Annotated in this window: 12 protein-coding genes; 4 read left to right on the plus strand and 8 right to left on the minus strand. The window is 70.0% G+C overall.

Translation table 11 applies throughout. The features are described 5' to 3' along the window. Positions 1 to 10: 10 nt before the first annotated feature. The 3 genes from sbnB to KVT44_RS26090 all read right to left on the minus strand — a co-directional run bounded on the left by sbnB (position 11) and on the right by KVT44_RS26090 (position 6,596). Complete coding sequence (gene sbnB / locus KVT44_RS26080; protein WP_217569019.1) at positions 11 to 1,045, minus strand: 2,3-diaminopropionate biosynthesis protein SbnB; 1,035 nt, start codon at positions 1,043 to 1,045, stop codon at positions 11 to 13. 290 nt (positions 1,046 to 1,335) lie between these two features. Next, positions 1,336 to 3,891: an amino acid adenylation domain-containing protein gene (locus tag KVT44_RS26085; RefSeq protein ID WP_217569022.1), complete on the minus strand. Its 2,556-nt coding sequence runs from the start codon at positions 3,889 to 3,891 to the stop codon at positions 1,336 to 1,338. 35 nt (positions 3,892 to 3,926) lie between these two features. Further along, positions 3,927 to 6,596: a Pls/PosA family non-ribosomal peptide synthetase gene (locus tag KVT44_RS26090; protein WP_217569024.1), complete on the minus strand. Its 2,670-nt coding sequence runs from the start codon at positions 6,594 to 6,596 to the stop codon at positions 3,927 to 3,929. 464 nt (positions 6,597 to 7,060) lie between these two features. Here KVT44_RS26090 and sbnA point away from each other — a divergent pair, with 464 nt between their 5' ends. Further along, the gene (gene sbnA, locus KVT44_RS26095) at positions 7,061 to 8,047 is read left to right on the plus strand and encodes a 2,3-diaminopropionate biosynthesis protein SbnA (protein WP_190171695.1); all 987 of its coding nucleotides are present in this window, start codon (positions 7,061 to 7,063) and stop codon (positions 8,045 to 8,047) included. A gap of 64 nt (positions 8,048 to 8,111) precedes the next feature. Here the strand turns inward: sbnA and KVT44_RS26100 are convergent, their stop codons facing one another. Beyond that, positions 8,112 to 8,426, minus strand: a complete 315-nt coding sequence (locus KVT44_RS26100; RefSeq protein WP_099924819.1) for a helix-turn-helix transcriptional regulator — start codon at positions 8,424 to 8,426, stop codon at positions 8,112 to 8,114. Positions 8,427 to 8,546: 120 nt separating this feature from the next. On the opposite strand from KVT44_RS26100, the gene KVT44_RS26105 reads away from it, so the two are divergent. The 3 genes from KVT44_RS26105 (at position 8,547) to KVT44_RS26115 (ending at position 10,756) form a co-directional block, all read left to right on the plus strand. Further along, on the plus strand, positions 8,547 to 8,966 hold the full coding sequence (locus KVT44_RS26105) for an arsenate reductase ArsC (protein WP_099924818.1): 420 nt from the start codon (positions 8,547 to 8,549) through the stop codon (positions 8,964 to 8,966). 201 nt (positions 8,967 to 9,167) lie between these two features. After that, a complete protein-coding gene (locus tag KVT44_RS26110) occupies positions 9,168 to 10,160 on the plus strand; it encodes a Ppx/GppA phosphatase family protein (RefSeq protein WP_217569026.1) in 993 nt (330 codons plus the stop codon). Continuing rightward, on the plus strand, positions 10,157 to 10,756 hold the full coding sequence (locus KVT44_RS26115; RefSeq protein WP_217569028.1) for a histidine phosphatase family protein: 600 nt from the start codon (positions 10,157 to 10,159) through the stop codon (positions 10,754 to 10,756). Before KVT44_RS26110 ends, KVT44_RS26115 begins: the two co-directional genes overlap by 4 nt. A gap of 48 nt (positions 10,757 to 10,804) precedes the next feature. On the opposite strand, the gene KVT44_RS58340 is transcribed toward KVT44_RS26115, so the two are convergent. The 4 genes from KVT44_RS58340 to KVT44_RS26130 all read right to left on the minus strand — a co-directional run bounded on the left by KVT44_RS58340 (position 10,805) and on the right by KVT44_RS26130 (position 12,718). Then, positions 10,805 to 10,981: a hypothetical protein gene (locus KVT44_RS58340; RefSeq protein WP_254649873.1), complete on the minus strand. Its 177-nt coding sequence runs from the start codon at positions 10,979 to 10,981 to the stop codon at positions 10,805 to 10,807. Continuing rightward, complete coding sequence (locus KVT44_RS58345; protein WP_308314114.1) at positions 10,968 to 11,273, minus strand: aldo/keto reductase; 306 nt, start codon at positions 11,271 to 11,273, stop codon at positions 10,968 to 10,970. Before KVT44_RS58345 ends, KVT44_RS58340 begins: the two co-directional genes overlap by 14 nt. Before the next feature lie 63 nt (positions 11,274 to 11,336). After that, positions 11,337 to 11,642, minus strand: coding sequence for a ribosomal protein L7/L12 (locus tag KVT44_RS26125; RefSeq protein ID WP_190171698.1), 306 nt, complete (start codon positions 11,640 to 11,642; stop codon positions 11,337 to 11,339). A gap of 56 nt (positions 11,643 to 11,698) precedes the next feature. Beyond that, complete coding sequence (locus KVT44_RS26130; RefSeq protein WP_217569030.1) at positions 11,699 to 12,718, minus strand: LacI family DNA-binding transcriptional regulator; 1,020 nt, start codon at positions 12,716 to 12,718, stop codon at positions 11,699 to 11,701. Between the last annotated feature and the right edge of the window lie 78 nt (positions 12,719 to 12,796).

Raw genomic sequence — 12,796 nt, forward strand, 5'->3', positions numbered from 1 at the left:
ACTCTGCCGGTCAGCCGTGTCGGCGCAGGTCATGGAAGAAGCCCTCGATGACGTGGAGGTGCCCGGAGCGGGCCGTCTCGTTGTAGACATATGTGCCGACGGCGAGGTCGAGCACACCGAGTCCGAAGGGTGAGAACACCAGGGGCCGGTCGGTGGGTGGTGTCACTCGGCCGGTCATGACGTCGGCGAGTGTTCCGTGCAGGAAGTCACGGTTGCCGGTGAGCTGCTCGGCCAGATGGGGGGACGTGTCGGCCTTGAGGCAGTGGTCGACGTCGTCGACGATGTTGGCCGAGGCGAGGATGATCTCGGGTGCGAGGTCGCGCAGGGACACATGCAGGACCAGGGGGTTGTGGTCGAACCAGGCCGGGTCGCCGATGTGCGGCTCGCCCGCGATGGTGGCGAAGACGACGAGGTCGCTGGAGCGGATGACTGCCTCGGCGCTCTCGTGCACGGTGACCCGGCCCGCGGCGTCGCTCTGTTGGACGTGGTCGCGGAAACCGGCGGCGCTGTCGCCGGACAGGTCGTAGACGCCGGTCTCCTCGAAGGACCATCCCAGGGCGGTCAGGAAGGTGTGGATGTACCGGGCGATCAGGCCGGTACCGAAGAACCCGATGTGGGTGGGGCGCAGCCGGTTGCGGGTGAGGTGGTCCGCGGCCAGCGCCGCCGACGCGGCGGTTCTGGTGGCGCTGATGATGGAGCTTTCCAGGCAGGCGAAGGGGTAGCCCGTGTCGTGGTCGTTGAGGATCAGTACCGCGGAGGCCCTGGGGATGCCGGCCTGGACGTTGTCGGGAAAGCTGGAGATCCATTTGATGCCGTCCACCGGCGCCGGTCCGCCGATCGAGGCGGGCAGCGCGATGATCCGGGCGGTGGGCCGGTCGGGGAAGCGCAGGAAGTAGGACGGAGGGTTGACCGACTCTCCGGCGGCGTGCAGGTGATAGGTGGCCTCGACGAGGTCCACGATCTGCTCCTCCCGGTCCTGAAGGGCGTGCTGGACCTGGGCGCCGGAGATCACTGCGAAGGTCGGCACGAGGTGCGGCTGGGACATGACGGGCTCCAGTGCGATGGAACGGACGGTGGTCGTACGGCGCTCACGTCGCCGGTCGGCGGTGCCGAAGGCCTCGGCGTAAGGGGCGCTGATCTCGTCGGCGGTGGGCAGTGCGTCGAGGACGGTGGACGCGTCGGCGACGGCGGTCGCTCCGCCGGTGGCGGGTGCGCTCAGGCAGGCGAACAGCAGGGGTGCCGGTGTGCGGGATCGGGGGTCTGCCGGGGTTCAGGTCCACCTCGAGGAGGGGCGCCGGGGTCGCGTACGGCATGGTGCTGTTCCTTCGATGTCGGTCAGGCGGAGGCCGGTGGTGGGGTCGTGTGGCGTTGGGGTCCGTGGTCGACCAGAGCGGCGAGGTCGGTGAGGACCGGGTGTGCGGTGACGTCCTTGAGGGACACCGCGCGGTTCAGGGCGATGGCGAGCTTCACCGCCGAGAGGGAGGTGCCGCCGCGGTCGAAGAAGTGGTCACGGCGTCCGATCCGGTCCTGTGGGACGCCGAGGACCTTCGCCCAGGCGGCCGCCAGGCGCTGCTCGGTCGGGGTGGTCGGCGGCTGGTGCTCGTCGTCGGTGGTGGCGGGTGCTTCGGCGAGTGCCGCCAGGGCCTTCTTGTCGATCTTGCTGTTGGCGGTCAGCGGCAGCCTTTCGCGCCAGTGGAAGGCCGACGGGACCATGTACTCGGGCAGCGACTCGGCGAGCCGGTCGCTGAGGATCCCGGTGTCCAGGGGCTTCGGGCCGGAGTAGAAGGCGACCAGGTGCTTGCTCCGGTCGGCGCGTTCGACCGTCACCACCGCGCCGTCGCGGACACCGGGGAGACGGAGCAGGGTGTTCTCGATCTCGCCGATCTCGATCCGGAAGCCGCGGATCTTGACCTGGGCGTCGCGGCGGCCGAGGAACTCCAGCTTCCCCGAAGGGTGCCAGCGGCCGTGGTCGCCGCCGAGGAAAAGCCGGGTGCCTTTGCGGTGCGGATCGACCAGGTACGAGGCCCGGGTGAGTGCGGGGTCGTTGATGTAGCCGCGGCCGACGCAGACCCCGGAGAACGCGATCACGCCTGGGGCGCCGAGCGGCACCGGGGTGAGGTGTTCGTCGACGACGTAGACGCGCACGTTGTTGACCGCGCGGCCGAGCAGGATGCGGTCCGGCGCCCTGTCCATGACCTCGTGGTTGGTGTCGTCCGAGGTCTCGGTCAGCCCGTAGGCGTTGACCAGCTTGATCCCGGACTGGACGGCGAACCAGCGCTCGGCGAGTTCCTGCTTCAGCGCCTCGCCGGTGACCGACACGAACCGCAGGTCGGGCAGCGGGCGGGGGCGCTGTTCGAGCTCCGTCAGGACGGCTTCGAGGTAGGAGGGCACGACCTGGAGGACGGTGACCTCGCCGTCGGTGAGGGTGTCGAGGAAGCGGGGTACGTCGAGGATGACGTCCTGTGCGACCAGCAGGGTCCGCCCGCCGACCAGCAGCGCGCAGACCAACTGCCACAGGGAGATGTCGAAGCACTGGGGCGCGGTCTGGGCGACCACGTGTCCCTCGCCGACCTGGAGGTCGTCGATCTTGGCGTAGAGGTGGTTGAGCATGCCCGCGTGCTCGCACATCGCGCCCTTGGGCTCACCGGTGGAGCCGGAGGTGAAGTAGATGTAGGCGAGTTGGTCGGGCGTGACCGGGATGCCGAGATCACCGTCGGGGTGGTCTTCCGCGTAGGCCGTGTCGATAAGGAGCCGCTCGGTTCCGGGAAGGGAGTCGAGGGCCTGGTCGAGGGTGGTGGTGCTGCCGTGCTCGGTCAGCACCAGCGTGCATGCGGCACGGGAGAGAGTGGCGGCGATGCGTGCGGCCGGGAAGTGCGGCTCGATGGGGAGGTAGGCGCCTCCGGCCTTGAAGACCGCGATCACGGCGGCCAGCCAGTCCAGATTGCGTTCGGTCACCACCGCGACCACGCCTTCACGGGCGAGCCCACGAGCTACCAGGGCGCGTGCCAGCCGGTTGGCCCGGGCATTGAGTTCCGCGTACGTCCACTGCCGGTCGGCGTGCACGGCGGCGACGGCGTCCGGGTGCTTGCGCACCCGGTCCTCGAACAGCTCGTGCATCCGCGCATCGGGCAGTTCCCGGTCCGGTCCGGCCAGTTGGTCGAGCTGGAACCGCAACTCCTCGGCGGACAGCAGGCTCTGGTGTGTGTGCTCGGCATCGGGGTCGGCGGTGATCAGCGCGAGCGCGGTCAGGTGGTAGCCGACGATACGGGCGGCGCTGTCGGCGTCGAGCGCGTCGGTGCGGTAGCGCAGCCGCAGTACGAGCCGCCCGTCGTGGTGACGGACGCCCACCCGCAGTGCGGTGTCCTCGGTGAGGGCTCCGTCGATCGCGGCGGGATCGAGGACGGTCTCGGTGGGGTCGGAGACGGTCTCGGTGGGGTCGAGGACGGTCTCGAACAGCGGCCCGGTCAGGCCCAGTTCGCTCTTCAGAGCCTCGATGTCCTCGGCCGGGACGTCCTGGTGTGCCGGCAGTTCGGTGGCGACCTGGTGGGCGTGGTGCAGCAGTTCGCGCCAGGAGGCGGGGGCGGTGGTGAGCCGGCACAGGAGCGGGGTGCCGCCCCGGGCGACGTAGCCGGTGGTGATCTCCCTCTCTCCGGACAGTGCCGCGAGCACCTTGGCGTGCGCGGTCAGCAGGAGCGAGGGCAGTGGTACCGCCAGCTCCGCCGCCAGTCGGCGCAGCCCGGTCACGGTGTCGTCGGGGACCGGTGTCTCGTACTCCCCCACGCCGGGCACCGGCTGAAGGGTCCAGCGTGGGGCGGGGGTGAAGCCCCCGGCTGTCAGTACGCCGCGCCAGTATGCGCGGGCGGTCCGGCTGGGACTCACATGCGTTTCCATCGGGTCTTTCCTCTGCTTGTCGGCGGTGCGCGGTGTCAGAGGCCGCGAGCCGGGACGGACTGGGTGGCGTGGGGTTCCTCACCGGCCTCGACCTGGGTCTTGTGGTCCGGCATTTCCCGGGCAGGGTTGCCTCCCCATTGGGCGTGCGAGGGGATTTCCTCGCCCTTCATGAGGAAGGAGTCGGGGGCCAGCGCGGCGCCGTCCGCGATCGTCACGCCGTAGTGGACGAAGGCGCCGACGCCGAGGGTGCAGCCGTTGCCGAGGGCGCTGCGGTCGGACTTGAAGGCGCCGTCCTCCTGCGAGTGGCACTGGACCACGGTGCCCGCGTTCAGCGTGCTGTCGTCGCCGATGGTGACGAGGGTGCGCTCCGGGAAGAAGCAGCCGTCGTCGAAGACCCGCTTGCCGATCCGGGCCCCCAGCAGCCGCCAGATCACGTTCTTGAACGGGGTGCCGTCGAAGGCCTGGATGTAGTGGACCGAGGCCATCTTCCAGAAGCGTTCGTGGCGCCAGAAGGAGGGTTCGTAGATCGAGCAGTACAGCGGCTTCTGGGGCTTGAATCCGGTGGAGGCCCGCTCGACGAGCGCGAAGTGGACGACGGTGTACGTGAGGGTGAGGACACTGGCCAGTGCGATCGCCAGTGCGCCGAACGAGGGGTAGAGGTCGACCGCGCCCATCGTGATGAGGGTGATCACGAACAAGTGGATCAGCCGCGCGAGCAGATACAGGCCGGCGGTCGCCGCGTTGTGCCTGTTCTTGGCGGCCAGGCGGCGGCGCAGTTCGTCGCCGGTCTCGAGGTGGTTGAACCGGTTGTCGCGCATCACCGTGCGCGGGATCTCGAAGCTGGGTGAGCCCAGCAGGCCCACGCCTTCGCGCACGGGTCCGTCGATGGGGACCATGACCTTGGTCGCGAGCAGGCAGTTGTCTCCGGTCCTGCCGTGGGCGGGGTAGGCGATGCGGTTTCCGAGGAAGTTGTGCGGCCCGATCGATGTGCGGGACACGCGGAAGGACGTGCTGGAGAAGTCGGCGTTCATGATGGACAGTCCGTCGGCGATCATGGTGCCGGTGCCGACCGAGCTCAGGTACGGGTTCTCGTGCTGCACTTCGGTGCCGAAGTTCGACCCGGTCTGCTCGACGCGGGACAGGTCGTATCCGAGGTAGCGCAGGTAGTGGACGATGCCGGAGCTGTCGCCGAAGAGGGTGGTGAGGGACTTCCTGTTGGTCATCACCGCGATCGCCCGCTGAATGCCGTAGTGGAAGCCGTACAGCGGATAGACCTTGCCGGGTTGGACGGCCCGGCTCAGGAGACGCGGCACGGTGCCCACGACGAGGAGGCCGGCGACCAGCGATCCGAAGAGGAGGACCACGGAGGCGATCAGGGCGTCGACGTAGAACGCCGGGCTGGCCATCGGCTGCGGGTTCAGGAGTGTCTGAAGCTGCGGGAGACCCGTGAGCAGGGCAGTCACGCCGCCCAGCGCCAGCGGCAGGTACACCGCCAGCAGGCTCAGCAGCTGTACAACGCCGTACGCGGTCCTTTTGGCGGTGGGGCAGTCGGCGGGGGCGACCCTTCGGTAGTCCACCTCGGTCGGCTGCGCGGGGGAGCCGTGTCGGCGTTCGCCGGCGGGCACCACCTGGCCGGTGTGCAGGGAGGAGGCGTGGCCCAGCTGGGCGCCGTCGCCCATCGAGGTCTCGATGTCGAGGACCGTGTGCTCGCTGACGAGCACATTGCTGCCGAGAGTGACCGGGCCGGTCTGGATCACGCCGGCGTGGGCGCGATAGCAGGACAGCAGCACGTCCTTACGGACGATCGTGCCCTCGCCGACGGTGAGCAGGTCGGTGCAGACCGGGATCGTGTGGGAGAGGATCGTGACGCCCTTGCCGATCCGTGCCCCGAGCGCCCTGAGGTAGAGCACGTAGAGCGGTGAACCGGCGAACAGACGCACGGGGCTGGTGCGGATCAACGTCTTGACGACCCAGAAACGCAGGTAGGCCATGCCCCACAGGGGGAACTCCCCGGACCGCCAGCGGCCGACGAGCGTCCACTTCACCACGATCGGAAGGACGCACAGGCCGAGGAAGCCCGCGCCGCCGAGCAGGACGGACCGCAGGTAGAGGTCGAACAGGCCTGATCCCGCGGAGATCCACTCATGACCTTCCTCGACGGCCAGGGCTACCAGGCAGGAATAGCCCAGGAAGATCAGGAACTGCAGCACTCCACAGACGATGTAGCGCCGTGTACGAGCCGCCGCCTGCGCCTCGGCCCGCGCCGTCCCCTCTGCCGATGCCCGTACGTCGGTCGGTGCCCGCACCGGTGACGGCGCCTCCGCGGACGGGGACGGGACGGGGGCGGCGGTGCGGGCGGGGGCAGGAGCGGGAGCGGCATCGTCGAGCGCGGTGGCCAGGCTCCGGATGGTGGGGTGCCGGTAGATGTCCTTCATCGACACCGCCGGCATGTCCCCCCGCTTCCTGACCCGCGCGCAGAACTGGGCCATCACCAGGGAATCGGCACCCAGGTCGTTGAAGAAGTGGCTGTCGACCGGGACCTGCTCGACGCGCACGACGCCGGCCAGCACGTCGGCCAGAAGCCTTTCGGTGTCGGTCGGCGAATCGGCGTCCCCACTGTCCTGGAGGGGTGGGATGTCAGCCGGTTCGGCCGTCAAGACCTCCACGGATTTCTCTAGCACGTGAGCTCCTCGATGACGTTTCATTCGGCGTCGGTCGGTACGGACGGATTCGTGATGTCCGCGCCTCTCCAGTAGGCCCGGCCGGGGGCTTCGTGTCCTGCCCCTGCATTTCGGGGCTTGACGAAGCGCATGGGTCTTGATAGTCCGGCCATTTTGCCCGTCGTCGCCCCGCGATCCCCTGCTTTCCGTGCGCGTCGCGCAGGCTTAAGACCACGCCTCACAGAGACCCGTTCGATCCGCGGGAATATCACCCGGGAATTGCGCTGAACGGCCCCGCCCTGCCCCGGTCACGACTGCTTTTGCATGAAGACAGCGCGTGTCAAGTCCCGAATTTCGGTGGCATGACAGGGGGCCTGGATTCGGGCGTACTGGAGTCGTTCCGGCGACTCGCAACTCGCCGCTCCGAATTCCTCTCCGCGCCGCACCCGGACGGATCAGCGGCAGGAAGACCGGAAGACGATCCCACCCTCGCAGTGAAGGAGACGACCATGCCCGTCATATCCGTCCCCCAGGACTTCAACGAGGACGATCTCTTCGTCGACCTTGAGGGAATCTTCGGGCACTCGCTGTTCCTCAAGTGCGAGGGCTTCAATTTCGCCGGTTCGATCAAACTCAAGGCCGCCACCGAAATGGTCGAAGCCGCCGAACGCGACGGCCTGCTGACACCGGGCTCGGTTCTGGTCGAGTCGTCCTCGGGCAACCTGGGCGTGGCCCTGAGCATGATCGCTGCCGCCAAGGGCTACCAGTTCCTGTGCGTGACCGACTCCCGCTGCAACCTGGCGACCCGGCTGATGATGGAGGCCCTGGGAGGCCAGGTCCACGTCATCACCGAACCCGACCCCGTCAGCGGCTTCCTCGGCGCGCGCATCGACCACGTCCGCGCGCTGTGCGCCTCCGAGGACCGCTATGTGTGGCTCAACCAGTACACCAACCCCAACAACGGCATGGCCCACTACCGCAGGACCGCACCGGCCATCGCCCGGCAGTTCCCGGACCTGGACGTCCTGTTCGTCGGGGCCGGCACCACCGGGACCCTGATGGGCTGCGCGCGCTACTTCCGCGAGTGGCACCGCCCGGTGCGGATCGTGGCCGTGGACAGCGTGGGCTCCGTGACGTTCGGGGGCGACGCCGGTCGGCGGATGATTCCCGGCCTGGGCGCCAGCAGACGCCCGCCGATGCTGGACGAGTCGTATGTGGACGACGTGGTGCGCGTGGCGGAGACCGACACCATCCGGGTCTGTCACCGACTGGCCAGGCGCGGGTTTCTGTTCGGCGGGTCCACCGGCACGGTGGTCAGCGGCGCGATGGACTGGCTGGCCCGGCACGAGGGGCGGGAGTTGACCGCGGTGGCCATCGCCCCGGATCTGGGTGAGCGGTATCTGGAGACCATCTACCAGACCAACTGGGTGCGGGACCTGTACGGCGAGGACGCCGTCGACTCCCAGGCGTTGACCGGCGCGTCCCGGGCGGCCTGATCCCGTGTCCGTTCAGCGCCCCGCAATCGAGGAAGAGAACCGGGGGAAAGACACTGACGGCAGGTCAGGGGCAGGACCGCTTGGTGTTGTTCTCGGCGGTCGTGCGCGCGGTTTCGGCGAAGTCGGCGAATCGACCGGCGAGGGCGGCGAGGCCCTCGGGCCTGAGCCGGTAGTAGACGAACCGGCCGCACGGCTCCGTCTCCACGATCCCGGACTCGCGCAGCACCTTCAGGTGGTTGGAGAGGTTGGTCTGCTTGGCGCCCGTCTCCTCGATCAGGTGCGTGGTACAGAGCGTCTCCCGGGCGAGGAGGGTCACGATCCGGAGCCTGAGCGGGTCGGCCAGGACCCGCATCAGATCAGCATCGGCTGACGTCAGCATGGGCTGATACTGTCACATCACTCGAGGCTGATACGAGTTCCGGCCGACGCCGACCAGGGTTCACGCCCCCCGGGCCGACACTCACCCCCGCACGACCCGTTGACCGCGAAAGAAGTACCGATGTCTGCCACTCCGCTCGCCTCCGTGCTGTTCGTCTGTGTGCACAACGCCGGGCGTTCACAGATGGCGGCCGGCTTCCTTTCGCAGCTCGCGGGCGACCGGATCGAGGTCCGCTCGGCCGGTTCGGTCCCGGGCGAGCAGGTCAACCCGGCCGCGGTCGAGGCCATGCGGGAGGTCGGCGTCGACATCGCCGGCCGGCAGCCGAAGCTCCTCACCACCGAGGCCGTCCAGGCGTCCGACTACGTGATCACCATGGGCTGCGGCGACGCCTGCCCGGTCTTTCCCGGCAAGAAGTACCTCGACTGGGCCCTGGAGGACCCGGCAGGCAAGGGTGTGGAGTCCGTGCGCCCCATCCGGGACGAGATCAAGGCCCGTGTCGAGAACCTGATCAGCGAGATCGATGCCCGGCAGGAGGCGTGAGGCCGTCGGTCCTCCCTCCAGATTCGCGTGGACCGTGACTCCGTCTCATTCGAGCGGCACGTAGGGTACACGGTGGGTGAGGGAACGAGCACGCACGTGGACCGGAAGTCCCGGCGCGTCGGTGACGGGGCCGTCGGACGACGGGGAGACGCAGTCGATCCGTTCCGACATGGAGGAAACGAGACCAGGGGAGGCGATGGGATGCGGCAGGCCGGTGTACTCGACGTCGGGTGCCACAGCGCTCTGCTCACGGTGGTGCGATCGCGGCCGGGCCATGTGATGGAGCCGGTGTTCTCCCACAAGGTGCGGCTGCGACTGCACGAGACGCTCGACCGCAAGGGCCGACTCGACGACGCCGGGGTGGAGAGCGTCGAGCGCGCCGTCGCCCAGGCGATCGCCTCCGACCCCCGACTGCGCGGCACCGACATGTTCGCGTTCGCCACCTCCGTCATCCGGGACGCACCCAACCGCGACGAGGTCATCAGGCGCGTGGCGCGCAGAACCGGCACCCAACTGAGCGTGCTGGACGGCGAAGAGGAAGCGCGGCTTGCCTACGTGGCCGCCCGCCAGTGGGTCGGCCCGGCGGCCGGCCGGCTGCTGGTCCTGGACGTCGGCGGCGGCACCGTGGAGATCGCCTCGGGTACCGGAGACCAGCCGCACAGCGTCCACTCCCTGCCCCTGGGCGCCCGCAGAATCACCCGGGACTGGCTGCCCGGCGGCATCGCCCCGTCCAAACAGGGTCTCACCGAGATCCGTCGGTATCTGCGTCGAAAGCTGGAAGCCGTCCCCGATCTGCCGCGGGCGGAACCGGGCACCCGCGTGCTGGCCTGCTCCAAGACCTTCGAGCAGCTCGCCCGGCTCGCCGCCGCCCGAGGCAAGGCACAGCGCTCGCAACGGAAGCTGGCCCTGTCCCAGTTGCATGCCTCCGTCCCGGTACTGGCCGCCGCGAATCCGGCGCGCCGCGCCAAGCTCCCCGGCATCTCCCGGCACCGCGCCGAGCAGTCCCTGGCCGGAGCACTGGTGGCCGAGGCGCTCATGGAGGCCTGCGAGGCGAAGGCGGTCGAGGTCTGCCCCTGGTCCACCCGCGAAGGCCTGCTGCTCGAGCACCTCGCCACCCTCCACGACACACCCGGTGGTCCGGAGTCCCACCGGCCTGGGCGGACGGGGAAGTCGGACATGGGGATGGGCGAATGACGAGCCGAGTGATGATGATCTCCCCCGCGATCAGTGCGGCGCTGCGGGAGGCGCGCTTCGACGACGGATGCCCGCTCGACGCCACCGGCGCCGCGCGTGCGCGATCGGCCGCGGGCTCCCTTCCGGCAGCACAGCGGGTACTCGTATCCCCCACTCCGCGATGCCGGGAGACCGCGTCGGCGTTGGGGTTCGACGGCGCTGTCGAGACCGCGCCGGCCGGGCTCGACGTGGGTGGTTGGCGGGGCCGTACGCTGGCCGACGTCAGCGCCGACGCCCCGGACGCCGTCGCCCTCTGGCTGGCGGACCCGACCGCAGCACCGCACGGCGGCGAGTCGGTGCACCAGTTGTGCGAGCGGGTCGCGGCCTGGCTGGACGAGGCCGCGCGGTTCTCCGGCCGGACGGTCGCCGTGGTGGAGCCGGAAGTCGTACGGGCCGCGGCCGTACGGGCCCTCGGGGCACCGGAGTCGGCGTTCTGGCGGATCGACGTACCGCCGCTGACCGCCACCGAGTTCAGCGGTCGCGCCGGACGCTGGAACGCGACGTTCGGGAGACCGCTCGGTCCCGCCGAGGGTGGCGATCAGGGCAGCACTCACTGAGCTGACGCAAGCGACTGACGGCTGCGCCCGGCCGACTGTGGGATCAGATCACGGGGACAGGATGGCGGCGGACACGTGCGGCGTGCCGCCGAGAGCGGCGGCGACGCCGGCGGCGGCCGTCTCGTGCGGGGTGCCCAGGGCGCCCCGGCTCGCCTGTTCCAAGCGGTCGTACTGCTCGTCGGTGAGGACGAGGTCCAGCGCGGCAAGGTACTCACCCAGCTGCACGGTGGTACGCGCGCCGATAACAGGGATCAGAGCGGTGGAGGCCCGGGCGGTGCGAGCCCGAAGCCACGCCACCGGCGCCCCATCTGCTGAGGCGGCCTTCCCGGCTGAGCCGGTACTTGCCGGTCAGCAGGCCGCCCGCGAGCGGCGCGTAGAGGGCGGCGCCGCGTCCGAACGCCTCGGCCATGGGCAGCAGTTCACGTTCGGTGGTGCGGTCGGCGAGGCCGTATTCGACCTGTATGCCGATCACCGGGGCCCGGTCGCGCAGCTCGGCGAGGGTGGCGGCGGTGGCCACCCGCCAGGCGGGGAAGTCGGACAGCCCGCCGTGCAGGATCTTCCTCTCGCGTCTCGGTCCTAGTCAGCGCCTGGGACGGCCGGCCGGGCACTCCGCCGAAGGCCAAGAGGGGGACGCGCACGGTCCCGGGTCCACCGGCTCCGTTCCGGGGACTATCGCGCGCTCGCACCACCCGCACAGCAGGCCCGCCTCGGCGCCGACCGCCTTCAGACGTCCCACGGCGTCCGCGGCCGCCCCGAACCATGTGTCCTCGACGACCACGACCGGGATGGATTCCAGCAGCCGCGCGCTCCGCCACGCGCTCAGACCGGTGATCGACCGAACCGCCTGGACGACGTCCATCCTCCGGCCGCCGGTCCCGGTCAGCACAACACTGAACTCCGGCTCCTCCACCGTCCCCCCAACCCCCCGGAACTCGGTTCGCTTCAGCTGGACTCGCGGACGATCAGTCGGCACGGGACGGTGTGCACCCCCGGTGCCGGGTCGGCGTCGATGGCTTCGAGGAGTCGCAGGGCGGCGATCCGGCCGATCTCGGTGAGGTCCATGTCGATCGTCGTGAGGGGCGGCCTGCTGGCCAGGGCCATGGTGTCCCAGTTGTCGTAGCCGACGACCGCGATGTCACCGGGCACGTTGACGCCCCGCTCGCGCAGCGCGTCCGCCACACCCCGGGCGATCTGGTCGTTGCCGCAGAAGAAGGCGTCCGTGTCCGGTGCCGTGCGCAGAACCGCCTCGGCGGCGCGGCGCCCCCACGCCTCGCTCCACTCCCCGTGGTGCACCCGTCCCGTCGAGAGCCCGAGGGAGGCCCGCTCCAGATGCTCGACCGCGTGCCGGGCCCGGTCGCGGGCGGCCGCGTGGTGTTCCGGGCCGGTGATGTGAGCGATGCGCGTGCGGCCCGCGGCCAACAGGTGCTCGACGGCCAGTACGGCCCCGCCCCGGTCGTCGGAGACCACCGAGGTGTCGGCCGGATCGGTGGACGGCGAGAGCGCGTAGACGATGGGGACGGCCTCGATGCCGTCCAGGGGCGGACGGGGGTCCGTACGGCGGCCGGTGACGATGATGCCGTCCACCCGGCGGTCCATCAGGTTGCGCAGGTGGTGCTGTTCCCGGATCGCGTCGCCGCGGGTGTCGCACAGCAGGACGGAGATCTTGCCGGCCCCGAGCGCGTCCTCGGCACCGAGCAGTACGGGGGTGCTGAAGCGGCCGATGCCGTCGGTCGTCATCAGCCCGACCGTCCAGCTCCGCCCGGTGTGCAGGCTCTGCGCGTGCTGGTTGGGCCGGAACCCGAGTGCGTCGACGGCGTCAAGGACCCGCTGGCGGGTCTCGGGACGCATCCGCCCTCCGCCGTTCAGCGCCTTCGACGCCGTACCCACACTGACGCCGGCCAGGGCGGCGACGTCGGCGAGCTTCGCCGGGCCGGCGGAGCGGGAACCTGGAGCAACGGTCACGAGCAAACCTTTTCCTGGACGGCAACGACCCGTCCATCGTCGCAGCCTTCCGGGGGTGAGTGCCAGCCACCGGGCAAC

This window comes from Streptomyces sp. GbtcB7 (genome assembly GCF_019091445.1).
Lineage (GTDB): Bacteria > Actinomycetota > Actinomycetes > Streptomycetales > Streptomycetaceae > Streptomyces > Streptomyces mirabilis.

Excerpts from the sequence above, each read along its gene's own strand:
- KVT44_RS26085 (WP_217569022.1), bottom strand. The coding sequence starts at position 3,891 with ATGGAAACGCATGTGAGTCCCAGCCGGACCGCCCGCGCATACTGGCGC.
- KVT44_RS26110 (WP_217569026.1), top strand. The coding sequence starts at position 9,168 with ATGCGGCAGGCCGGTGTACTCGACGTCGGGTGCCACAGCGCTCTGCTC.
- KVT44_RS26105 (WP_099924818.1), top strand. The coding sequence starts at position 8,547 with ATGTCTGCCACTCCGCTCGCCTCCGTGCTGTTCGTCTGTGTGCACAAC.
- sbnA (WP_190171695.1), top strand. The coding sequence starts at position 7,061 with ATGCCCGTCATATCCGTCCCCCAGGACTTCAACGAGGACGATCTCTTC.
- KVT44_RS26100 (WP_099924819.1), bottom strand. The coding sequence starts at position 8,426 with ATGCTGACGTCAGCCGATGCTGATCTGATGCGGGTCCTGGCCGACCCG.
- KVT44_RS26090 (WP_217569024.1), bottom strand. The coding sequence starts at position 6,596 with ATGAAACGTCATCGAGGAGCTCACGTGCTAGAGAAATCCGTGGAGGTC.
- KVT44_RS26115 (WP_217569028.1), top strand. The coding sequence starts at position 10,157 with ATGACGAGCCGAGTGATGATGATCTCCCCCGCGATCAGTGCGGCGCTG.
- sbnB (WP_217569019.1), bottom strand. The coding sequence starts at position 1,045 with ATGTCCCAGCCGCACCTCGTGCCGACCTTCGCAGTGATCTCCGGCGCC.